We start from the raw sequence: 23,637 nt of genomic DNA, 5'->3' as shown, positions 1-23,637 counted from the left end.
GAAGGTCAATAGACACAGGGAAAGTAGTGCTGTTAATATTTCGCTTCAGATTCATGCTCCATCATCTGTCCCATCATCATTTGCATCATACCCATGCGCTCTTCCATCATGTCCATGCGCTTCATCATGTCTGGCTCACCCATTTTATCCGACATGCCTTTACCCTGATGTTCAGTCATTTTCATACTGTCTTGCATAGGCATACCTTTATTCATCATCTGCATCCCCTCCTGCATAGCCCGCATATGTTCCTGCATTAATTGCTGACGTTTTTCCGGATCGGTTTCGCCTTTGATTTTGTCCATTATTTTGAGCATTTTTTGCATGTGCTCAGACATATCAGCCATCTGTTCTCGGCTCATCATACCCATCATCATGGTACCGCCCATGGATTGGTTTTCATCAGTTTGGGCATATACTTTTTCAGCAAATATCGTTGAAGACATTACAGCGGCAACAACGATGGTGGAACACAGTGTTTTTATGAAATTTTTCATAGCATAATCCTTAATAAGTTGTAGTCGTTTAATCGATAGTAATTTGGGGAATCCATACATCTCGGTAAAAAGCGCAATGATAAAGGCAGAAAAAGCCCCAAGACTGCGCCAGTCAGTTTTCGTTTTCGGCTTGGTAAAACTAAAAGCGAAGAAAATAAAGATAGCCGAATTCAATATCACCAGCGGCCAAAAACCATAAGCGGAATCGTCGTGCATTTATCGTTCTCCCGTTCTAAATCATTTCAATGGTGATACCGATCATTGCTCTCATAATTATTAATCAGATGAGAACGCTAAAGTATTAGTACTTATTCATTTCAAGCTAAGTGTAGACTCAGCATTTTTTGCTCTCCAATTACTTCCCAATAGAAATAAACATCAAGTTAGACAGCAGTGTCACTTTATATGCATTCAATTGCTCTTACTATTTGTTACTTTTATTTGAGCGTTAAGTTACAAAATATGGTCTGCATCCACATTTTAGTGCGAAATTTTATCCTCAGATGCCTCATATTAAGGTTTTGTCATTTTTGCGACAGTTACTTGTCATTTTAAAAGACTTAGTCTGACACCACTCCGTAAATAAAACTTCATATCACGAGGTGTTAATACCGTCTAAGGCTACCTGCGCTTCATGTCGAATTAAGCAACAAAGCCAGTTGGAGAGTTACGGTAAAGTAAGGCCTTGACCTGTGCCTTAGACATAGGTCTAGACTACAAATGAGCATGTGACCTAGGTTTAGACGATGGTAAAAAATGACACAGATTAGTGTGGTGCTTTGTCCAAAAACAGTTGGTACCAGCCAAAAAAACAACCTTCGGAAGGCTAAGAGAAGGAGAAAACTATGATCACAGAATTAACGGAACAACAATTATTGATTGAAGGCGCGAGTTGTGCCAGTTGTGTCGGCAAAATAGAAGCCGCACTGAATCATACACCGGGCGTTCAGAGTGCAGAGATGAACTTTGCAGACAGAACCGTTCTGGTATCTGGTACAGCGGATACTCAATCATTGATCAAAGCTGTAGAATCTGTTGGGTACAACGCTAAACCTCTCGACGAAGATACTACGGATACAGATACTCTTGATGAAAAAGAAGCTGCCGATTGGGCGTATTACAAAAAATTGATGCGAGATACTTTTATTGCGCTTTCGCTCGGTGTCCCTTTGATGGTCTACAGCATTATTGTCGGTGAAATGACAGTTGAAACCGATATAGAGAGGTTGTCATGGTTAGTCGTTGCCCTGCTAACGCTAGGAGTGATGTTCTTTTCCGGCAGGCATTTCTACATAGGCGCGTGGAAAAGTTTTAAAAATCACTCAGCCAATATGGATACGCTGATCGCATTAGGTACAGGTACAGCATGGGTTTATTCAATGGTTGTCGTGTTTGTTCCCGACGCCGTTCCACTGATGGCTCGGCACGTTTATTTTGAAGCCACCGCCATGATCATCGGTTTGATTAATTTAGGCTTAGCACTCGAAATAAAAGCCAGAGGGAAAACCTCAGAAGCCATCAAGCGTCTTATCGGATTGCAAGCCAAAACAGCGATCGTCATTCGTGACAACAAAGAAATTCAAATAGATATTAAGCAGGTTTTACTTAACGATGTAGTGAAAGTAAAACCGGGTGAAAAAATTCCTGTCGATGGTGTTGTACTTGAAGGACGTACTTCTATTGATGAATCAATGCTCACCGGTGAACCTATGCCAGTTGAAAAAGTTAAAGAGGACGACGTTGTCGCCGGTACGTTGAACAAATCTGGCATGATTTTATTTAGAGCGACACGCGTTGGCAAAGATACTGCGCTGGCACAAATCATTAATATGGTGAAACGAGCACAAAACTCCAAACCACCGATAGGTCGATTAGCCGATGTGATTTCAGCGTATTTTGTCCCTGTGGTGATGATCATTTCAATATTAAGTGCTCTTGCATGGCTTAACTTTGGGCCAGAGCCTGCGATTGCTTTTGCCATCGTTTCTGCAACCACAGTGTTAATCATCGCTTGTCCATGTGCACTAGGCTTAGCGACGCCTATGTCTGTTATGGTCGGGGTTGGAAAAGCAGCAGAGGCAGGCGTACTCATTCGCAACGGAGAAGCGCTACAAACCGCCTCTAAAATCACTGCCATGATTTTAGATAAAACAGGCACGATTACCGAAGGAGCACCTAAAGTAACCGATATCGTTTTAGCGCATGCTATAGACGAAAAAAACGTGTTGCAGCTTGCCGCTAGTTTAGAAAGCGGCTCAGAGCATCCTCTCGCACAAGCGATTGTTGAAAGCGCTTTAGAAAAAGGGGTTAAATTACTAAAAATTGAAGCGTTTAACGCCATAACGGGATTTGGTGTAGAAGCAACCTGTGAAGGTAACATCTTATTTTTTGGCAACGATAAACTAATGAAAACAAAAGGTATCGACCTGTCTAACTACACAAAGCAGGCACAATCCTTAGCCAAAGAAGCCAAAACTCCCATGTACTTTGCTATCAATGGCGAGCTTGCAGCAATTATTGCCGTTGCCGATCCGATTAAGTCTGATTCTATTTCAGCGATCAAGCGACTTCAGGCAAATGGAATACGGGTCATCATGTTAACAGGTGACAACAAGGAAACTGCTGCGGCTGTGGCTAAAAAAGCAGGGATTAACGAATTTTTAGCAGAAGTGCTTCCTGAGGATAAAGCCAACAAGGTTCAAGAACTTCAAAACAGTGGAGAAATCGTTGGTATGACAGGCGATGGTATCAACGATGCCCCAGCTCTGGCATTAGCCGACGTAGGCTTTGCAATAGGCACAGGTACAGACGTAGCGATTGAAAGCGCAGATATAACCCTAATGCGTGGCTCTCTTCACGGGCTCGCTGATGCGATAGCAGTGAGTAAAGCGACACTGCAAAACATCAAGCAAAACTTGTTTGGTGCGTTTGTATATAACGTAGCGGGAGTCCCTTTTGCAGCAGGTATTCTTTACCCCTTCTTTGGCATCCTACTGAGTCCTGTCATTGCGGGGGCGGCAATGGCGTTTTCGTCATTAACTGTGGTGTCAAATGCCAATCGACTACGTTTATTTAAAGCCAAAGACCACTAAGGAGAATCTCTATGATGGTGATTAATTTATCCGGCTTAGCATTAATCGCGCTTATTGTTTGGTGGTTCTGGTTATACAAACCTACTAAAACTATTGTTAAAAACAATGAAGTGGTAATTGAAGTGAAGGATGGGGTCTATTCGCCATCATCAATTCAATTGAACTCCAATCAACCTATTTCACTTAAATTTTTACGCAAAGATCAAACACCCTGTTCTGAGACTCTGCTAATTCCATCATTAGAAATAAGTGAACAGCTTAAACTTAATTCTGAAACATCAATAACACTGCCTAGCTTATCTCCCGGTGACTACGAATTTCATTGTCAAATGCAGATGTATCGCGGTGTCTTAAAGGTGGTTTAGATAAACGTATGCTTACAACTTACAGCCAGTAGGAGTTCAACATGAAAAATGAAAGCCCTAAATTTTGGTCAACGCCGACAGGCTGGGCTGCTCTGGCACTGATTGCCACAGCAACTTACTTCTTGGTGTTTGAACATGGGCAACATGTCCTGCCATTTCTTCCCTATTTAATTTTATTGTTATGTCCTTTGATGCACGTATTTATGCACAGCAGCCATGGCAAGGATGGACACAATCATTCACACACAACTGAACATGATAAGAAAGAGAACTTTCAAGAACTGAGTGAAAAGAACGCAGCCTACCGCGATGGCTACATACAAGGACTAGAAGAAGGACGTAAAACATCGCACAAAAAGGAGAACAACCATGAATGAGACCTATGATTATGGCCTATGGTCAATGGTGATACTAAACTCAGCGATTTTTATCTTTTTTGCTTTTAGTTTTGTCAAACCCAAAACATCAACTGACTGGCGAAGTCTTGGTGCATTTTCTGCGTTCATAGTTGCCCTATTTACTGAAATGTATGGTTTTCCATTAACTATCTATTTCTTGTCTGGATGGCTGACTAAAAATTACCCAGAAGTAAATTTCTACGCACACGAAAATGGGCACTTATTGCATACCTTCTTTGGTTTTGAAGGCGATGCTCATTGGGATCTGTTCCACATTGCAAGCATGGTGTTTATCGTTACTGGCTTCTTTATCTTGTCATCAGCGTGGAACGTACTTCATCACGCACAAAAGCAACATCAACTTGCGACTACAGGATGGTATACAAGATGCCGTCATCCCCAATACGTAGCATTTATTCTCATCATGTTCGGCTTTTTGTTGCAGTGGCCGACGATTCCCACACTTGTGATGTTTCCAATTTTAGTAGTTGTATATGTAAAACTTGCTAGGCGTGAAGAGGCTTATGCTATTTCTGAGTTCGGAGCAAAGTACCGTGACTATATGAACACAACCTCAAGTTGGATTCCAAATTTCAAAAAAACTAAGAAAGTAAAAAGCATGAATCAAAAGTGATAGAAATATTCTCATTCACATTAGGAGATAAAAAAATGAGCGATTTAGATCATAGAGTTGGTGTCAGAGAGCAGAACTTAGTAGTGCGCAATCTGAGGTTAAGTAATGTTACCAAAATAAATTGCGATGCTCTCATTGAAGAAATAGACCGTGTATTTGGTATTGATGAAGTGAGTTACAACATAAAAGATGGTGAGATACATCTCGCGTATGACGCTGTAAATATCAATCTTGATGGGATTGAAGAACTCATTAAAAAGCATGGTGCTGATGTTCATGATGATTGGTGGACAAAAACTAAAGAGAGTTACTACAAGTTTGTTGACCAAAATGTTAGGGACAACGCGAAACACGAGCCTTGGAGTTGTCACTCAATGCCTCCGAAGACTCACAAGAAGAATAAATAGCACTAACCGCTTCACTTTCACGGAGAACTAACTCTGATTGAGGCTAATACATACTGGTCGGTTTAAGGAGAGGTATGATGAAAGTTCGTGAAAATGCACTTGCCGTCGCTTGTGCGGCAGCATTTGGCCTGATATGGATTATTTGCTCCGTACTGGTAATTATATTGCCAACAATGATGTCAAATATTACGGGCAATATGTTACATACTGATTGGAATACCATGGGATGGCACATATCTACATTTGGTGTAGTTATAGGAGGAATTTTATGGGCTTTTCTAGCTGGTATATTGGGTTGGCTGGTTGCGAAAATTTATAATATGCAGCTTCGAGGTTGATTTGTAATATCACCCACCCACTTTAAGGGCTGAACTCACAATTGATTGAGCGGGTAAACATCGATGAAGATCCGAACCAATTGAAGGTATGGAAGATTCGATGACGACGCATCATGATCCAACGCTCAACGATAAGGACGGCATTCTCTGCCTTTGCTTTACCTTTGGGACTATAAGGGGACGTGCTGGCATAACCGCTGTGCGGTAATGTTAAGCCAGCTTGCGGTAACTATCGTTGAGCTTGGGTTCGTAGCAATCCGTTTTGGTGAAGGCTGCTTTTAGGTTGTCAGGCACAAGAAGCGCCGACACACCGCCGAAATGTTCAAAGGCATAGGCATGAGCTTCCAGCCAGTGTTCTAGCCGCTGGCTTTCACAGACCTCGACATAGGTGTAGTTGGAAGCGCCTAACGTCGCCACGAAGATCTGAGCGTTGCGGATTTTTCCGGTTTCAGGGTTCACCACTGGGATGGTTGGCCCACAGTAGTCGATGAACAGTTTGTCACCGGCCAGGTGGCTCTGACGCATACTGCTTTTCTGCTTCTTTAACCAACGAGTGTAATGCTCGCAGAACTGGGTGTAACGATAGGCTCTCTCCTGATATTCAGCCAGATACTCTTCCCACAGAAGATGTTTGCTCATGCCTTTACGTTTCAGTTCGACAAAACACTGAGCGAAGTCCGGCATCACCTTTGTGTTGCTGGTTGTTTTGTCACGGTAGAGAGTCTGAGCCAGTTCGGTATATGAGCAGTTTTCGGGAAGTGGCCAGCTCATTGCGCTTTGTTCAAAGCGGGTCAGTATTTCTGAGACCGTCGAGCGACTGACTTTCGTGCAGGAAACTATCTTTCTGGTCGATAGATTGCACTCATATTTAAGGCGTAATACCTCTTTAATGTTTGTCATAGATGTTCTCTTTTTCGGCATTATCACTTCCTTGCTACGTTAAGATGCATAACAAGAACAGTGAGTTATTGATTTAAAAGAGAAAAGAGGGATATTCTGGAGTAACCGGCCAGGGTTTCCGCTCAACCGGACAGTGATTCCGGAGTTAGTGGAAAAATGGCTGGTTTATCCCGGAAATGGTGTCCGGTTTAAAACGGAATCGGTGGCTGGATAGCTCCGGAATACTCACATAGCTCAGCACACAATCGGTGTCTTCTGCATATTTGAATGCTGCCTTACCGCTTCATCTTGCGCGGATTCGTGTCGGTGCTTTTCATATTCCGCTAGTTATGAAAATGAGAATAGAGCCATCGCTATATTGTTAGCACCCTATAACGGTAAGAAATAGTCATAATGGACTCCTCCAAACTGTTCAACTAACGGTATCCACATACGAGCATATTTCTCAAACTCAGGGATTTTCTTTCTAAATCGGTGTACTCATCTAAGTAGCATTGTCTATTAACCAAAAATTGCTTCAAATCACTCTCCAAAGTCATCAACATGTCGATATGCGCATTCGATGATATTAAATGCATAAGATTAGTTCAGTCAAAGACAAACAAGTAGAAATGCTAAGAGTACTTGCACTAACGCAGTTTGGGGCAAAAGCAAGTTTAAGACAAGAAATTAACAGTGTGATCACCAAGCGATTCTGTCGTACCTTAACTACCAACCGATTTTGTCGGTTGACTAATTACCAAGGGAAAATGACGGATCCGTTTCTATACCTAACCCTTTGAATAGGTCAACTCACCATTCAGGGGTTAGTAAGGATGATCATCATGGACTCTCGCTCCCAGCTTACTGTTGATGTGATCGCTAAAGTCACTCAAGGTAAGATCAGCATTCACAGTGCTTCCAAACTCCTCAATAAATCCCGTCGTACCATAGAGCGTTATCTCCACCGCTACCGCCGTGAAGGCATACGCTTTGTTGTCCATGGCAATAAAGGTCGTGAGCCTGTCAATAAAACCCCTGATTCACTGAAAAGACAGGTTCAGCAACTGATCCAAACTAAGTACTTCGATTTCAATTTGCAGCATCTGGCCGAGTTGCTCACGGTCAACGAAGGCTTGACCATCAAGCGGGAAACTTTGCGAAAGTGGGCGCACGCTATCCACCATGTGAAGCGAGCCAAGCGTCGTCGTAGCCGAGTAAGAAAGTACAGGGAACGAATGGAGCAGCCTGGACTGATGCTGCAAATGGACGGCAGTCCGCATCAATGGTTTGGTGAGCATCGCTCATGCTTGATTGCCATCATCGACGATGCGACCAGTGATATCCATGCCGAGTTCTTCCCTTCCGAAACCACGGAAGGTTGTATGAAAGTCATGAAGGCGTATATCGAAAAGCGAGGTCTGTTTAAGACGCTCTACGTCGATAGAGCGGGTATATTCGGTGGTCCAAAACGCAGTAACTTCTCTCAGATGCAACGCGCTTGTGAAGAGCTAGGGATCGAAATCATTTTTGCAAATTCGCCCCAAGGCAAAGGACGTGTCGAACGGGCATTCGATACGTTCCAAGACAGGCTGGTTCCAGAGCTTCGGCTGCATCATATTACCGATATTCAAAGCGCCAACGAGTATCTTCAAAACCAATTCATTCCACTGTACTGGCAACAGAAAATCGCGGTGCAGGCGAAGAACCCGAGGTCGGCGTTCAAGGTTGTACCTGAACACATCAACCTTGATACGGTCTGTGTTCACAAGGAATATCGCAAGGTTCGCCGAGATCATACCTTCAGTTATAACAATAAAATGTATCTCATCGACTCTCCCATACGGCACTCTATCGTCAATCAGAAACTGGAAATACGCTGCCAGTTCGATGGCGCATTCTCAGCCTATTTTGGTCACCGCAAACTGCATATTACCGAGTTAGAAGAGCCTCCAAGAGCGAGTGAGTATGGGATGGAAGTCCAACGCAAGTTGGATGTCATCGAGCTTGCCGACCGCTTGGGTAATGCGACGGAAGCCGCTCGGATCAGCGGTTGCTCACGCCGAAGTATCTATAACTATCAAAAGGTCTTAGCCGAGGAAGGCATACTTGGCCTTAAGCGCATTAACAAACCGCTGCACCGCAGCAAAAACAGCATACCTGAGGAAACCGAACACAAAATTATCGAGCTGACCTTAAACAATCCGTATCAAACCTCAGTACAGTTGAGAACCATGCTAAAGAAGGAGTACAACATCACCGTCAGCAGTTGCACGATACGAAATATCTGGAAGCGCGAGGCACTGAATACCAGAGAGCTGAGAATACAGCGCTCAACGGCATTAAATAAAGAAGTCTAGCCTTTAGGCTAGACTTAAAGATGAACGACAAAGTCGCTTGGGATTTATCCCGTCAGGCTCCCTTGGTAATCACAGACAAGAAATTAACAGATAAGCGGTTGACATAAATACGTAAGCCAATAGTAGAAATGGTTTTCATCACCTTTTGGGTTTCAGTGGTAAAAACTCTAAATCAGGAGGAATCAATAAACGTATTTCTGGACGTTACATTTGGCAATGTATCACTCAATTCTTACTACGTTTAATGTCCAGCGTATTTCCATGAACTGAACAAACCTCGACATGCTCGCCTGATTGTAACTGCTCATCAGAAAGCGCATTCCAATATTCACTGTTTAAACGAACCTTATATAACCCGTTCTTTATGCCGACTATTGTCCCCACTTGGTGAAGAAGAGCTTCAGCCCCCGTAACAACGGGTAAATGCATCGCGCGATAGGCAAGCCAATAGATGATCACAGAAATCGTAAAAATCAGGCCATAGACTGGAATCGCGATGGATAAAGGAGCCAACCAAAAAATTGGCAGTACTAATAAAGGAAGAGCGAGTAAAACATGACACATAATGGATTGGCTCGATTGGTACTTTATATAATTATAGTTCGCAATCAGCGGGCTTTATATCAGGTTCCGGGGCAATAGATCTCTGCATCAAACAGAAAACTCTTACAATACTCTTGTACAATTGGACGCGCTATACTCTCTATTTGATTGAATCTAATCAAATTTGCTTCCAGTCTTTAAGCCCCCTATATAACAAATCCCGTTGTCCCTGCTCATGATTAAAAACTTACCTTTCATGACAAAAAAGTCACTTTACTGAAAGGGTGGTGTCAGAGGCGATATTCAATAATGTCAACACTGAAAACAAGCACTCAAAGGATAAAAACATGAACACAATCAAAACGGCTCTTTTCGTTACTGTTATGACAATTACCAGCGCGTCAGCATTGGCGCAACCTCTATACGCGGCGGGCAACTACGTTAGCCGTGAAGAGATGAAAACGATTTATGTCGCACCAACGTCATCGTCGGATGAAGCTTATCAACAAGCGTTATCCGAACTTAATACTCTTAAATCGTTGCCAGCGAGCGAACTGAACAAAGAGCTCAATATTTTGACCTTCAATGTGAAATCACGAAGCACTCACTTGAAAGACGGTGGTTTCGTCACGGTACAAGAGCGCATGAATGAAAATGGTCAACTGGAGTACCTGGGTAAGGTGAACGTCAAAGTGCATTATGTAGAACGTCGTGATAATCAATAATGTCATGTCAATGGAAAAGAGTATACTGTGGCTCACATCATGCTCTTTTTTATCTATTTATACTGAGCGTTTACCCATCCCGCTAATGCCATAGGTAAGTTAACTTGAAGATACTGATCGTCGAAGATGAACATAAAGCCGGAGAATATCTACAAAAGGGGTTGATTGAGTCTGGGTATGTAGTGGACTTAGTGCACGACGGTGTCGATGGGCTCTACCACGCGACCAGTGAAGAGTATGATCTGATTCTCCTCGATATTATGTTGCCAAAACTCGACGGTTGGCAGGTACTTAATACATTGCGTAGTAGCGGGATTCACACGCCAGTGATTATGCTGACAGCAAAAGAACAAGTAGAAGATCGTGTACGTGGCTTCGAGCTAGGCGCTAATGATTATGTGGTAAAACCTTATGCGTTCGCTGAACTAATGGCACGAATTCAAAATGTATTTCGTCATCATACTGCAGCGCAGGTGGTCGCTTCGCCCCAAATATTACGCGTAGCGGATTTGGAGCTGGATATGATCAAACGGGTTGCCACGCGAGCAGGACACTCTATCCCTCTTACTGCCAAAGAATATGCCTTATTAGAACTGATGATGCGAAAAACTGGACAAGTGCTTTCTCGCACCACGATTGCCTCGTTAGTCTGGGATATGAATTTTGACAGTGATACCAATGTCATTGATGTGGCGGTCAAACGCCTGCGCAGTAAAGTGGATAAACCTTTCGATAAACCAATGATTCACACAATTAGAGGAATGGGCTACAAATTAGAAGATATCCCCGATGCCTAAACTTTCACTCCCTTTATCTATGAAAAACAGGCTCGTGCTGATGTTCATTGGTATGACGCTTGTCACCTATTTTTCTTTGGCTTTCATTCTCCACTATGCGATAGAACGCCACTTTTACACTCAAGATTTCAACTATATCTCCAGTAGGTTTAATGCCATTGATAAGGATTTAGAAAAGTCGCCAGAATCAATATTTAAACAGTCAAACAGTACCCCACTCTACATGTGGGTGTTTAAAGGCAAAAACGCTATCTATCAAAACTCAAGCCTAACGATTCCTCAAGTTCGGGCCTATACCCTCAGCTCGCCACAAATTTTAAACAACGACCGGGCGATAGAATGGAGCGAAGATTCGCTTAATATTCGTGCCTTTGCATTTCAGACGGGCGATTATGTGGTCGTGCTTGGTATGAGTATTAATCACCACTTTTTATTTTTAGACAAGTTGAATTGGATTCTATTCTGGTTACTTGGCTTTGCATTTTTATTCTCTTCTGTATTTAGCAGCTTTATCGTAAAGCGAGGGCTTCAACCGCTCGTTGGACTTAATAAGCACATTCAGCAAGTTTCGCTAGAACAGATGGGGATCCGTATCGATCCTGATTCTTTGCCAACAGAACTGCGAGACTTGGCAAACAAGCACAATGCAATGCTCGATCGATTACAGATGGGGTTTCGTCGGTTAAGCGAGTTTTCTTCGGATATTGCCCATGAATTAAAAACGCCACTTACCAATATTACGACGCAAAACCAGGTTATTTTGGGAGCCTGCCGATCACCAGAAGAGTATCAGGATGCGATAGCCTCAACGTTGGAAGAGCTAAATCGCATCACTAAGACCATCAATGATTTGCTGTACATCGCGAAAGCAGAAAACAAGCTAATCCATCGCAATGACGAAGTGTTCGCAGTGCATGAGGAACTTGCTCGCCTAGTGGAGTATTTTGAGATACTCGCTGATGATGCCGAAGTGCAGATAGTAAGCTCTGGTAAAGGGCGACTTTACATGGATAAGAATATGTTTGAGCGAGCCGTGGGCAATTTGCTTTCTAATGCCATTCGCCATGCTTATGCTCATTCGACGATCATTATTAAAGTACAAGAAGTCGGCAAACACTTAATAATATCAGTCAGTAACCAGGGTGACGAGATTCCTAAGCAAAGCTTACCGTATATTTTCGATCGTTTTTATCGGGCAGATAAATCACGCCAAAATCTGGGGAGCATTGGCGCTGGATTAGGCTTATCCATCACTCAATCAATTGTGCACGCCTATGATGGTGAGATAAATGTAAAGTCTAAAGGCCAACACACGACCTTCCAAATCACCTTGCGCTCCGCGAGTTAGTTATGTCTCATGGCAAAAACAATCCGGCCAGTAGTATGTAAGTGGCCGGATTGTTGCCTGATAAAGAATTGAACACTAGCCAAAGAAATAAGCTAACGCTAAGATCAAGACTAACAACACACCTATCCCTTTAAGCATAGAACCCATTTCGTTATTGTTGGGGCCTCCTGCAGGAGGTCGATTACAGCAACTCATAATATATTCTCCATGTTATAAGCCAATACCAAAATTCTTAGGCAGTGGCAGGTTAGTCATATTTTTTATACAGGCTTGGTTTACCATTTTTATCGAAAGCGACAACGTTGAAGTTTTTATATGCTTCTCCATCACGAGCCATACCTGGGGAATAACGAGGCATTCCTGGTACTGCTATGCCTGATATATTTGCCGGACGTTCTTTTAGAAGACGGGCTACCTCTGCCTCTGGCACATGACCTTCAATCATATAGCCATCAATAATCGCGGTATGGCATGAGCTAAGCTGTTTAGGCATATTGAAAGGCGCTTTCACTGAATCCCAGTTGTGTTGTTTGTGAACGTTGACTTGATAGCCTTCTTTCTCCATTGTGGCCGCCCATTGACTGCAACAACCACAAGTTGGTGATTTATAAAGTTCCACGACTGGATTAGCGAAGGCATTTACACTAAACACAAGTGCTGAAATTGCGGTAATGTTAAGATACTTTTTCATCAAATTTCCCTTAATTTTTTAGAACATGACATGCATGTCAAGAACATGCTGTTTGTACTTCAATCTGTAATCACCGGCATTTGCGGTCCATGAGTAGGATTTGGTCTCATAAGGTTCAATTGACAATGCACGGCCAGATCCAATCGGCTTCAACGTCAAATCCAGGGTTTCAAAGGTTTTGTTTAAAATAACCAGTTGATTAGTATTGCTTTTGTCGACGTTTACTTCGGTGTATGAAACGTCACCATCTATCGTCCATTCTATGAGCTGTAGATTACCTAAGGCTTTCAGATATCCCGCCAACAGATACTTTTCTCCATCGCTAAGCGCATTATTCAGGAGCTGCATTGTCGGTTCATTTTTGAGCGCATCATTTATCTGGCTTAATGAGTGGTCTCGTATATTGCCTCCCACGTTACCACCCCCTTGTGCAAACAAACCATGGCAGGCGCTGCAGCCATAACCACCAATGGTACGAAAAAGCGTTTCTGCTTGTTTAAATTTGGCGGAATCCAATGTTAATGCCGGAACATCTTGGTTTGCCTCTTCTACACTCATTTGTTCCTTGGTGTGATTCGTACCTTCATGGGCAAATGCTGTCAGTGCATGAGAACCTAATAGAAAGGCAGAAAAACAGACTAAAAATCTTCTGGTATTCATGAAGTTACCTTCTCGCGCTTATAAGCACGGCTACTAAGTGTTCGTTAAACTAATGACGTGGTTGAGCAGGTTATATTGACAAGCGCCATTTAGAATGAGCTTGTGAATGTAACGATGGACAGAGCGATAGCCCTTGAAGGGTTTAGACTATTGGAGGTCGGTATAACGAACGAGTAACCGAGTTGGCATACTCGACAGTGTCCGCAAGGAAAGGTATCAAACGAGAGGTTTGATGATGACTAACGATAACTTGTGATATGAGTGGATAACTGGCCGTACAGCTTGCGGGACAGCATTGATGCGCAGAAACATCGCTATTTGCTGTGTCATGGCAGTCAGTTTTTACAGCGAGAGTCTCATGTTGTGATGATGAACAATCAATGTGTGCATCATGTGATAGAGAGAGTGACGGCTGCGCACCAGCCTGATTTAGAACTGGTGAATTAAGAGATGCATTAACAGGCATACTGGAGAGCACTAAAGCAACCAGTGTTAGCCCCGTCAACCAAATTGTGTGCAGCGATTTTAGCATCACAACCTCTCAATTACCGATACAATATCGATTTACAAAACTCACTTAAAAATATAAACCCTTCCCCTAGGGAAAGGTCAATAGGATCTAATAAAAGACCATACTAATACTGAGACTTTAAGGCATGTATATCCAGCCCTATTCTTCTTATCAGTCTTTGGTCAGCGCCAACACCTCATTTTTTATCAATAATAACTAACGTACCACGGTACATTTGCATCTGGCAGGTAAAGCTATACTCTCCAGGTTCTCCGGGAGGCAAATAAACATCTTTATTTTTGTTCAGTGGCAGCTCTTCACTAATATCGAAGTCGGCAAACACCACGGTCGCAGCGCAAGGTGAAGCATCTTTGCGCAGAAACCGTAATGTTATAGGCTTACCTGCCTCTACTCGTACACGTGATGGCTCATAGGTACCGTTTTCAACTTTTATCGAGATCACTCCCTCATCTGCCGTCACCTCTTTTGCTTTATACAGCCAAAACCACCAGACAATTAAACCTATTAACAGCAGCCCGAGTAGATTAATTATTATCATGTCATTCCCTCCCGTTAATGTTCTTTTGCCTTGAACGACCGTAATCGGTTAGCATTACTCACTACGGTTAATGATGAGAATGCCATTGCCGCGCCAGCGATTACAGGATTTAACAGCACCCCGAAGAACGGATAAAACAGTCCGGCAGCAAACGGAACACCAGCGACGTTATAAATAAACGCTCCGAATAAGTTCTGTTTTATATTACGCAACGTTGCTTTACTTACCGCTATAGCATCCGCAAGACCGTGTAAGGAGCCTCGCATCAATGTGATATCAGCACTTTCTATGGCCACATCGGTTCCTGTACCGATGGCAAAGCCAACATTGGCCAAGGCCAGAGCAGGAGCATCATTGATACCGTCACCGGTCATGCCAACAATTTCTCCCTCCGTTTGTAGCTCTGCAACTTTATTCGATTTATCTTCTGGCAAGACTTCTGCGAAAAACTCCTTAATTCCCACTTTTTCGGCCACGGCTTTAGGTGTTGCCCTATTGTCGCCGGTGAGCATCACGACCCGGATACCATTGTTCTGCAATCGCTTGATTGCACTGATGGAGTCTTCCTTGATCGGATACGGCAATGATGGCAGCCAGCTTACCATCGACAGCAAGATAAATAGGAGTCTGCGCTTCTTTGGCCATTAGCTGAGCCGTTTCGATATGTGGTTCAATATCAATTGACTGATCGCGCATCAGCTTTTCGTTACCAAAAAACAACCGATGTCCACGGACGACGCCTTCTACTCCATGTCCGGCTATCGCCTGAAATTTCTCAGCTTGTTCAGGAACCAAGTCCCGATCTTTGGCTGATTCAACAATCGACAACGCCAATGGGTGTTCGGAACCTGCCTCAAGGCTGGCAGCCAGTTGCAATACTTCATTTTCATCAGAGGCTTCTGCCAGATAGATACGGGTTACTTTAGGCGACCCCAACCATAACAGACATAGGTGTAGCCAAACCCAGAGCACAAGGACAGGCAATAATTAACACAGAGGTAGCAGATACTGTAGCAAAAGCGACTGCGGGGGCTGGGCCAAAGTTGAGCCACATAAGGGAACTGACGATGGCAATAATCATCACTACGGGAACAAAGTAAGCAGAGATGACGTCAGCAAGGCGTCCAATAGGTGGTTTTGAGTTTTGTGCCCGTTTCACCATGCTTATAATTTGAGCCAACGCAGTATCTTTACCAACCCTAGTTGCTTCAAATAAGATTGACCCACTTTTATTCATCGTTCCTGCGACCACCTTATCACCAGTGGTCTTCTCGACCGGCATAGGTTCGCCTGTCAGCATCGATTCATCTATGCTGGTGTGGCCCTCTAGTACCTCCCCGTCCACTGGAACCTTTTCTCCCGGCCTGACTCTGACGTTATCACCAAGCAGTACTTCCTCAATAGCAATATCAACATCTTTACCATCTCGAATTACCCGAGCCGTCTTTGCCTGTAAGCCAATTAACCGCTTAATCGCTTCTGATGTTCGCCCCCGAGCTTTTATCTCTAGGGCTAAACCAAGGTCAATTAAGCCAATAATCATAGCGGAAGCTTCGAAATAGACATGGCGTGCCATTTCCGGTACAAAATTTGGGAAAAAAACCACGACCATGGAATAAAGCCATGCCGTTCCAGTACCTAGTGCAATGAGGGTATCCATATTAGCGCAAATCAACTCGTTATCTGGATCATCCACTTGCAATAACGGGACGTACCATATATTGGGGCATTTTCGATTTAGAAATGGCAGCGTATCGACTGTGCAGCGTATCGACTGCGATCGCTGCCATTTTAGTATGAGACTTTATTACTCTCTTACATGAGGGGCTATAGATTTCTTAATTACTTTTATTAAGGTTTGATAAATTGGTATTGCTCGCCCTGAGTGAAGATTGAGGGAACAACGAATGAACTATCAAAGTACTTCTTATTATTCCACGATGCGCTTGGAAAGCTTGGGACGTAAATATAGAACCCCTTCGGCAAATGAGCTGAATACTCTCTATAGAACCCCACAGTGTCTATTGGACTTATTTCTACTGAGTAAATAAATGGCACTGGTGGTTTAACGATGGTCTTATTCCAAGATATGCCCGAATCCCCAATAATACCGTAGGTTAACTGAACCTCATTGCTGCCATCTATTGATGTTGCGGTTTCAGCTATAGAAACGCCTTTTAGCTCACTTTCTTTGTGGTTAACTAGGCTAAAGGGAACCGGCTTACCTGACTTTTCAACCCAAAACGCATCATAGGCACTTTCAGGCTTTGGTGATATTTGCTTCACCTGACCATATTGTGAAAGTACCTTGTTTGCTGCTTGTTCCATGCTGGTAACTATGAACTTTTCAGCCTCTACATTACTAGCATATTTGCTCTTAGGCAGCTCTACAAGCAACCTAATTTGATTACTTGTCGCGTGGTCTGACTGTGCAAGGCTTGCTACCGCACCTCCTGCCACGCTGATTACTCCGGTCAAGTCACCAGTTACAATACTTAGCAAGCCCGTACCTACCGACACATTACCGCCGCGATACTCGCGCAAACTGGTTTCTGCTGCATCTATTTCTGATGTTGAAAAGTCCTTCAATGGACTCGCTATAGTCGAGCCATGCCAGTAGTCCTTTAAAAGACTTGTCTGTTTAGCGATGTTGTACGCTTCGCTCTGAGCGTTGTCATATGGCAAATGTGTATAGTCCTGCTTAGGTGCACTCACACACGCTGTAAGAGAAACTACACTGACCAATATTGCTAACGTTTTTAAATACATAATTCCCTGCACCACTAATAATTTAATTACTCTTATTCTACTATTTAAGCTTGCTTTCCTAACTCCTTTTAATCACTTTCCCATCACAGAAAATGACATACTCTATTTTGTTTCTATTTACTGCCTCTTGCACCAAGTGTTCGCCCAAAACCCCTAAACTCTCTAGCCTAAACTGACAATATATTGTTCTGTTCGCACAGATATCAGACTTAAAGTAGTCTTCTAGGGTTCCTACACAACTTGCGAACGCGACACTGTTATTACTCATTGCTCACCTATCAATTCTGTTGCTCGTTCCATGCATCTTCATAAGCATCTCTGCGAACTTCATCCACATCAATGTCGTCAAATCTATCGGTGTTTTTCTCTAATACATTCTGGCGCTCTGTCTCAGTGGTGTCACCATAGTTAAGTAGCGAACCACTACCGGTTAAACGCTCAATATCAATAACATCGTTTTGGATAAAGTTATCCGTTTCAATAAGTATTCCTACCCATTCATCTAGATTCACTTGATCCCAATCTACGTTACCAATGTCTTCTATGCTTAATCCCGAACAGTTTGGATTCTTTGCACTGCCCCAGGACAAACCCATTTGAGGTTGTTGATATATCTGCTCCATCAAAATACGGGAAAGCGGGGAGTCATAGGCACAGTATGATTTCCTTTTTTCAATACACGCCCCTAAAACTTCGGTCTTACAGTACGAGCCAAGATAGTGAGCTGAAAGTAGCTCCACTTTCATAGCTAAATCGAGTTCTTCTTCCTCACAGGCGAAAATGATGTTTACGAGCAAATTGAAGACTACATATGCCAAATATGCATAATAGCAATACATAAGAGCCTGCCCCGCAGCAGCCATTTGTGGCGATGCTCCAATTACCGCTTCACCCGCTGCATTAGTTCCTGTTTGAAAAAACATCCCCGCAACTTCAGGACCAAATGCTTCGGTCAAGAATGCGTTCGTATAGGTCATCATAGATTGAGCCATTGCATTCACTGCACCTTCACCTACCGCTTCTGTTCCTTGTTGAGCAACCACATCAGCACCAGACGTAAATGTGCTCTGTACTGCATCAAAAGCTGTACTAGCGGCTTCGCTAGTCCAATTTGAAGCGATGTCCCAAACTCCCGTATAGCCGTCCAAGCCAAACACCTGCCCTGTGAGGGAGTCCATACTCAGCATGTGTCTTGTCAAAGTGATATAATCACCAAGCGAAACGGTGACTGGCGATTCACAACAGTCCTGCATGCCACCAACCGCTTGCTTGCATTCCATTGCCTCACCTTTAAACAGTTCACATTGAACATTCGTTGTACCTTGACCATCAGACGGTGCGCTACTAGACATCATCCCTAATAGCTGGCTTCGACCTTGAGCAAACATCGCTTTTTGGTAGTCAAATGTTTGAGCTGCATATTCGAACTTCTCACCGATGTATGCATTCATAGTATCTTGAGTGACACTATCTTCCGGCTCTGCAACTTCTTCTGCATAAGCTGTCGGCATAAGTGCCGAAGCAAGGTGAGAGAAAGGAGCCACGGCATACGCTATTAAAGCCTGAGCCTCATTAGGATTGTTGGCGTCAATGTCTGCGTTCGACTCCAACTTGGTTCGAACTTTTGCTAACGGGCTAAGAGAACCCGACATACAACGGTTTTCGTCGTCACTCCACACAGGAAAACTACTTGGACATGATTGCTCTACATCAACTTCCAATCGACACGTATTACTTGGGGCGTGATAGCTAGTACCCTCAGTGTCACAACTCAATCTAGGTTGAGTGCTAGTTGCTAATTCACACTGACCAGTAATAGTGCTGTACGCATACCCATCAGGACAGTTTGGGGCTGACGATATCTCTTTGTAGCAAAATCCATCCTGGTACTCATATCCAGTTTGGCATTGGGGTTCGCTTTCAACAATCCTCTTACACTTATTCGCCACAGGATCATAGCTGTATCCACTCGGACAAATAGGAGCCGCATCAATCTCTTTTTCACATTTATTAGTGGTTAAATTAAAGCCATAACCTGTTTCACAAATAGGATTGCTGTTTACTGTCTTTTCACACTGGTTGGTTTGAAGGTTGTACCCATACCCGCTTTGACACAATGGAGAAGATGTTTGGTGTTTTGTACAAAGCTGTAAATCATCGTTGTATTGGTATCCTGATTGACAGAACGGCGTTGATTCAACGGTCTTCTTACACTTATTAGATACTGGATCATAGCTGTATCCACTTGAACAAATAGGAGCCACATCAATCTCTTTTTCACACTTATTCGTAGATAGATTGAAGCTATACCCTGTTTCACACATAGGACTACTATTTACTGTTTTTTCACACTGGTTGGTTTGAAGGTTGTACCCGTACCCGCTTTGACATAGCGGTGTATAATACTCTGTTTTTTCACACTTTCCGGTACTAGAAACATACGAATAACCAGACTGACAGATTGGAGTAGAACCAGTGTCCTGAACACACTTATTCAGCGAGACATCGTAGGTGTAGCCTGACTTACATTGTGAACCCATTGGTGCGATTGTTTCTTTAACACATTGATCGCCTTTCTTGGTGTATCCAGTAGGACAGATAGGAGCCGTTTCAACCTCAATGTTGGTACATATCTCGTAGTTCGTGGTTACATCCTGATTGTTAGCCAAACACCATGTAGTACCAGAACCACTACCATCATAGCTATTCTTTAGGGAACCTCGTGATATAAATTTTTCGCTAGAAGGGTACGTCTGATAATTTACTGTTTGTCCACAGTGATCGTTATTACGCCTAAACTTATAACTTTCTCGCTTGTTCCCTTGCCAGAATTTATCAGAAGCCAAAGTTTCATCGGCATGCTTCCCCGTAGTAAATACACACACATCTTCCATTGTGGTATCTTCGGAATTTGGCAGTTCATCAAAATTTTCTACATAACATGAGCCGTCAAATACATAGACTGTCACCATGTCACGGTATAGGCTGAGATATGGCGTGTTGGTTACGTAGCCATTATCGTCAAAATAACAACCTTCACTAACTTCCTTACACACTCCATTTACCGGTAGCAATCCAGACTCACATACCGCACTCGTAGTTTCTGTCTTTTTACATACACTGCCATCTTGGACATAGCCGCTTGGACAAACAGCACTTGGGGCAGTAGTGCCTTTACATTTACCATCTTCTAAAATTGAACCTGAAGGGCAAGTAGCGTTGTTAACTAAAGTAATTTCACACTTGCCGTTTATTAATATCTGTCCCGCACTACATTGAGCCGGTTGCGTCAATGTTGCAGAACAAACACCATCTTTTAGGCTTTGACCTGCCGGACATTCAGCTTGCTCTACGAGCAATCCGTTACAGCGATCATTTTCTAACGAAGAACCACTCGGACAGGTAGCATTGTTGGTCAAAGTTTGGCTACACATGCCGATTGTTGCATCAAAGCTTTGACCTGACTGACAGTTCGGCTCAGTAGTTTGAGTGATCGAACAAATATCATCTTCTAGAGTGTAACCTGCTGGACAACCTGCTGGCTGAGACAGAGTGACGGTACACACACCATTTTCAAGCTTTTGACCGCTTGGACATTCAGCTTCCTCAACAAGCAGCCCATTACAACGGTCATTCTCCAATGACGATCCCGTTGGACAAGTTGCGTTATTGACTAGTGTTTGGCTACATAACTCTTTATCGAAAACAAATGACTGACCAGAAGGACATTGCACATCATCACTTAGTGTTGCGGTACAAATATGGTTTTCTAGGCTCATTGGATCGTCACAGGTAGCTACGTCATACAGCAACCCTTCACAAACACCAGTTTCAGGATTGTAGTACTCATGAGACTTGTCGCAGTTATACGTCACCGGAACCTCAAGACGACAAACATCGTCTTCTGAACTCCAAATATCCGAACCTTGATGCAACACAAACCCACTCGGACATGTCACTATAGGAGGAACTTCACAGTATCCTGTGTTCTCATTCAACTCATGCTCATCTGATGGACAGGTATTCGGCGTAGGCTCACTGACGGTATTAGTACACACCTCATAGAACGTATCAGTACCCACATTCTTACGAGCTTCGCCACAAGTGTAGGCAGTACCGTTTTTTATGAGCGTTGTACAAGTCAGAACGCTAGGTTCGTTTGCAACAACCATGTTGTTGAGTAGGACTTGGATACCATCACGGCGGCTAACAGCAAAGAAGTCGTTATCTGAATAAGTACATGCTGTTTGAGTAAGACATTTACCGGAGGTTTTATCGTACACCGAACCTGCGGGACAACTAGGAATCGGCTCATATCTATCCGGTGGATTAACTGGATCAAATGGTCGCTCCGGTATACCTTCGCAAGTCATGTCTGCTTGCGCATAGCGAAGCATTTCAAGATAGGCGTTAACCTCTCCAAAATCATTGTTCGCCAAATCACGGTCAGGGCTATAACAAGATTCACCAATACATTGGATCTGACCGTCACAGCGCAAAACTTCTTCTTCGTGTGTCGTACCCGTTGAAGCATCGAAACCACAATCGTAAGTATCTAGCTGAACGTAACATTCACCGCTGGCACCTTCGGCTCCTTCAACACACTCTGTTTTGATATAACTACATGTAGAATCATTTTCATACTGAGCACATTGGTTGTTTTCGACGGTATCGTTATCAAAGCATGTTTCTACACCTTCGATATTGGTTGTGCAGATTTGACCCTCGTTAAAACCACAGTTGCTCTCGATATCAATACGCTGACAAAATGGGCTAATACCCAACTCAGATAGTGGGTTGTCGTCAAAGTTTTCTTCGCACACTCGTATACCGTTAATCACGGCACATCCGTTTTCATCAACGGTGGCTGGCATGTCTGCACACGTAAATGAAGCTTCACAAAAGCCATCATCTGCTTGCTTCTTTATCGCGTAGGCTTTATCGATCAACTCTTGGTCTGACCAACTTTCTGCATACACCAAATCACTAGCATCGTAGTTGATCGTAATTTTGGCATACCCCTCACCTTCACCGGATACTGAGGTGCGGTTCTTAAAAGTCAGGACGCCTTTTTCTGGCGTACTACGAAATGAGTTTAGAACGTTAATATTCGGACTTGTTTGCCAACTTTTACTTAGCTCACATCTGCCGTCAGTTTCAGGTGGAAACTGATCAGGATATGGTGCGTTATAGACTTTTTCACCATTGAGGTGTATCTGAAACCAGTCATCGAATTTGGCGTAGTCAACGATTGCAGATTGAATGGCTGATGGCTGAATTACCTCAACCTCCATCTGTTCTTCATAGATAGTACAGTTTCCAGACCAATAGTTGTTACCGATAGTACCTAGCCATAATGTCGTACAACCATCACCACAAGACGCAATGTTCGTTGCTCCTGAATGATGTTTGATTACCCCTACTTCATATTCATGAAAAATGCTGTAGTTGTCTTCAATTGCTGGCAGTCGTTCACATGTCTTGTACACAGGAACATGGTAGGACTTTCCATTAGACACTAACTCTTTATCAATTGTGCAATTAGCAAAGTCTTGAGCAATGTCTTCTAGGTTATTGAACACATCTTCTGTCGCAGCCCAAAGAGGATCATTACTTAAATCCGGTTTCTGGTTAGCTAGTGAATTCTTTAGAATGTGGTAAGCGCGTTCGCCTGATGTTTCAGCCGTAGCTAACGTTTTTTCCTCATACTTTTTTTGCGCAGCTTGTCCCTGCATGATCGTCTGAGCATCTGACCCATACACATCCACCCCTGCCGGTAGATAATCGTCATCACGTTGCCCCGTAATTTCCTCCTGGCTCATGTACACTTGCCCATCGACCAGAAGATTACCTTCAGCATCATAGGTAGGGTTTGCTCGTTGGTTGAGCATAGATTGAGCAAATGAGTTCGCATTAACTACCGCCTGATCAAACTCCTGCTGAGCATATGCCATGCGTAGCGGCAATAGGGTGGTTGTAATCATCACCACATAGCTAATTAGTTGCCCTACGACCCCATCAAACCTATCTCTTAACATCAAGCAAACCCTACTTTTCTTCTAAT

Annotated in this window: 18 protein-coding genes and 3 pseudogenes; 11 read left to right on the top strand and 10 right to left on the bottom strand. The window is 43.3% G+C overall.

Annotation, left to right across the window (positions count from 1 at the left end; genetic code table 11):
* Window positions 1-32: 32 nt before the first annotated feature.
* Window positions 33-497 (bottom strand): hypothetical protein, encoded by a 465-nt coding sequence (locus DBX26_RS25215; RefSeq protein WP_102963074.1) that lies wholly within the window; start codon window positions 495-497, stop codon window positions 33-35.
* An 845-nt stretch (window positions 498-1,342) separates the two neighbouring features.
* Between DBX26_RS25215 and DBX26_RS25210 the strand changes: the two genes are divergently transcribed.
* The 6 genes from DBX26_RS25210 (at window position 1,343) to DBX26_RS25185 (ending at window position 5,731) form a co-directional block, all read left to right on the top strand.
* Entirely contained in the window at window positions 1,343-3,589 is a 2,247-nt protein-coding gene (locus tag DBX26_RS25210; RefSeq protein ID WP_025767112.1) for a heavy metal translocating P-type ATPase, read from the top strand.
* An 11-nt stretch (window positions 3,590-3,600) separates the two neighbouring features.
* On the top strand, window positions 3,601-3,954 hold the full coding sequence (locus tag DBX26_RS25205; RefSeq protein WP_118121338.1) for a cupredoxin domain-containing protein: 354 nt from the start codon (window positions 3,601-3,603) through the stop codon (window positions 3,952-3,954).
* 41 nt (window positions 3,955-3,995) lie between these two features.
* On the top strand, window positions 3,996-4,331 hold the full coding sequence (locus DBX26_RS25200; RefSeq protein WP_025767114.1) for a DUF2933 domain-containing protein: 336 nt from the start codon (window positions 3,996-3,998) through the stop codon (window positions 4,329-4,331).
* Window positions 4,324-4,986 (top strand): isoprenylcysteine carboxylmethyltransferase family protein, encoded by a 663-nt coding sequence (locus DBX26_RS25195; RefSeq protein ID WP_025767115.1) that lies wholly within the window; start codon window positions 4,324-4,326, stop codon window positions 4,984-4,986. Before DBX26_RS25200 ends, DBX26_RS25195 begins: the two co-directional genes overlap by 8 nt.
* Window positions 4,987-5,021: 35 nt before the next feature.
* Window positions 5,022-5,393 carry a hypothetical protein gene (locus tag DBX26_RS25190; RefSeq protein ID WP_025767116.1) on the top strand — a complete coding sequence of 124 codons (372 nt, stop codon included), beginning with the start codon at window positions 5,022-5,024 and terminating at the stop codon, window positions 5,391-5,393.
* Between the two features lie 74 nt (window positions 5,394-5,467).
* Window positions 5,468-5,731: a DUF5676 family membrane protein gene (locus DBX26_RS25185; RefSeq protein WP_201769217.1), complete on the top strand. Its 264-nt coding sequence runs from the start codon at window positions 5,468-5,470 to the stop codon at window positions 5,729-5,731.
* An 82-nt stretch (window positions 5,732-5,813) separates the two neighbouring features.
* Here DBX26_RS25185 and istA read toward each other — a convergent pair.
* Window positions 5,814-6,652 (bottom strand): annotated as a pseudogene (istA, locus tag DBX26_RS25180) (IS21 family transposase); the annotation flags it as partial.
* A 124-nt stretch (window positions 6,653-6,776) separates the two neighbouring features.
* A pseudogene (locus tag DBX26_RS25715) lies at window positions 6,777-7,090 on the bottom strand (NIPSNAP family protein).
* 356 nt (window positions 7,091-7,446) lie between these two features.
* Between DBX26_RS25715 and DBX26_RS25175 the strand changes: the two are divergent.
* On the top strand, window positions 7,447-8,970 hold the full coding sequence (locus DBX26_RS25175; RefSeq protein ID WP_118121337.1) for an ISNCY family transposase: 1,524 nt from the start codon (window positions 7,447-7,449) through the stop codon (window positions 8,968-8,970).
* 225 nt (window positions 8,971-9,195) lie between these two features.
* On the opposite strand, the gene DBX26_RS25170 is transcribed toward DBX26_RS25175, so the two are convergent.
* The gene (locus tag DBX26_RS25170; RefSeq protein ID WP_118121336.1) at window positions 9,196-9,534 is read right to left on the bottom strand and encodes an NfeD family protein; all 339 of its coding nucleotides are present in this window, start codon (window positions 9,532-9,534) and stop codon (window positions 9,196-9,198) included.
* A 326-nt stretch (window positions 9,535-9,860) separates the two neighbouring features.
* Between DBX26_RS25170 and DBX26_RS25165 the strand changes: the two genes are divergently transcribed.
* From DBX26_RS25165 to DBX26_RS25155, 3 genes are all read left to right on the top strand, one after another.
* The gene (locus tag DBX26_RS25165; protein WP_025767089.1) at window positions 9,861-10,238 is read left to right on the top strand and encodes a DUF3316 domain-containing protein; all 378 of its coding nucleotides are present in this window, start codon (window positions 9,861-9,863) and stop codon (window positions 10,236-10,238) included.
* A 104-nt stretch (window positions 10,239-10,342) separates the two neighbouring features.
* Window positions 10,343-11,035 carry a heavy metal response regulator transcription factor gene (locus tag DBX26_RS25160; RefSeq protein WP_025767090.1) on the top strand — a complete coding sequence of 231 codons (693 nt, stop codon included), beginning with the start codon at window positions 10,343-10,345 and terminating at the stop codon, window positions 11,033-11,035.
* A complete protein-coding gene (locus DBX26_RS25155; RefSeq protein ID WP_118121334.1) occupies window positions 11,028-12,383 on the top strand; it encodes a heavy metal sensor histidine kinase in 1,356 nt (451 codons plus the stop codon). Before DBX26_RS25160 ends, DBX26_RS25155 begins: the two co-directional genes overlap by 8 nt.
* A 247-nt stretch (window positions 12,384-12,630) precedes the next feature.
* Here DBX26_RS25155 and DBX26_RS25150 read toward each other — a convergent pair whose 3' ends face one another.
* Both DBX26_RS25150 and DBX26_RS25145 read right to left on the bottom strand, forming a co-directional pair.
* Window positions 12,631-13,074, bottom strand: coding sequence for a DUF411 domain-containing protein (locus DBX26_RS25150; protein WP_025767091.1), 444 nt, complete (start codon window positions 13,072-13,074; stop codon window positions 12,631-12,633).
* Window positions 13,075-13,092: 18 nt separating this feature from the next.
* On the bottom strand, window positions 13,093-13,734 hold the full coding sequence (locus tag DBX26_RS25145) for a hypothetical protein (RefSeq protein WP_025767092.1): 642 nt from the start codon (window positions 13,732-13,734) through the stop codon (window positions 13,093-13,095).
* Window positions 13,735-13,995: 261 nt separating this feature from the next.
* On the opposite strand from DBX26_RS25145, the gene DBX26_RS25570 reads away from it, so the two are divergent.
* Window positions 13,996-14,181, top strand: a complete 186-nt coding sequence (locus DBX26_RS25570) for a hypothetical protein (RefSeq protein ID WP_162889761.1) — start codon at window positions 13,996-13,998, stop codon at window positions 14,179-14,181.
* A gap of 260 nt (window positions 14,182-14,441) precedes the next feature.
* Here the strand turns inward: DBX26_RS25570 and DBX26_RS25140 are convergent, their stop codons facing one another.
* The 4 genes and pseudogenes from DBX26_RS25140 to traN all read right to left on the bottom strand — a co-directional run bounded on the left by DBX26_RS25140 (window position 14,442) and on the right by traN (window position 23,611).
* Window positions 14,442-14,804: a cupredoxin domain-containing protein gene (locus tag DBX26_RS25140; RefSeq protein ID WP_025767093.1), complete on the bottom strand. Its 363-nt coding sequence runs from the start codon at window positions 14,802-14,804 to the stop codon at window positions 14,442-14,444.
* A gap of 14 nt (window positions 14,805-14,818) precedes the next feature.
* A pseudogene (locus DBX26_RS25135) lies at window positions 14,819-16,470 on the bottom strand (copper-translocating P-type ATPase); the annotation flags it as partial.
* A gap of 185 nt (window positions 16,471-16,655) precedes the next feature.
* Complete coding sequence (locus DBX26_RS25130; RefSeq protein ID WP_118121333.1) at window positions 16,656-17,573, bottom strand: hypothetical protein; 918 nt, start codon at window positions 17,571-17,573, stop codon at window positions 16,656-16,658.
* A gap of 278 nt (window positions 17,574-17,851) precedes the next feature.
* Window positions 17,852-23,611, bottom strand: coding sequence for a conjugal transfer protein TraN (traN, locus tag DBX26_RS25120; protein WP_118121331.1), 5,760 nt, complete (start codon window positions 23,609-23,611; stop codon window positions 17,852-17,854).
* Window positions 23,612-23,637 lie beyond the last annotated feature (26 nt).

The organism is Vibrio sp. dhg, from assembly GCF_003443775.1.
Taxonomy (GTDB): Bacteria; Pseudomonadota; Gammaproteobacteria; order Enterobacterales; family Vibrionaceae; genus Vibrio; species Vibrio natriegens.
Note: the sequence above shows the minus strand (reverse complement) of the source record. Positions and strands in the feature narration are given on the sequence as shown.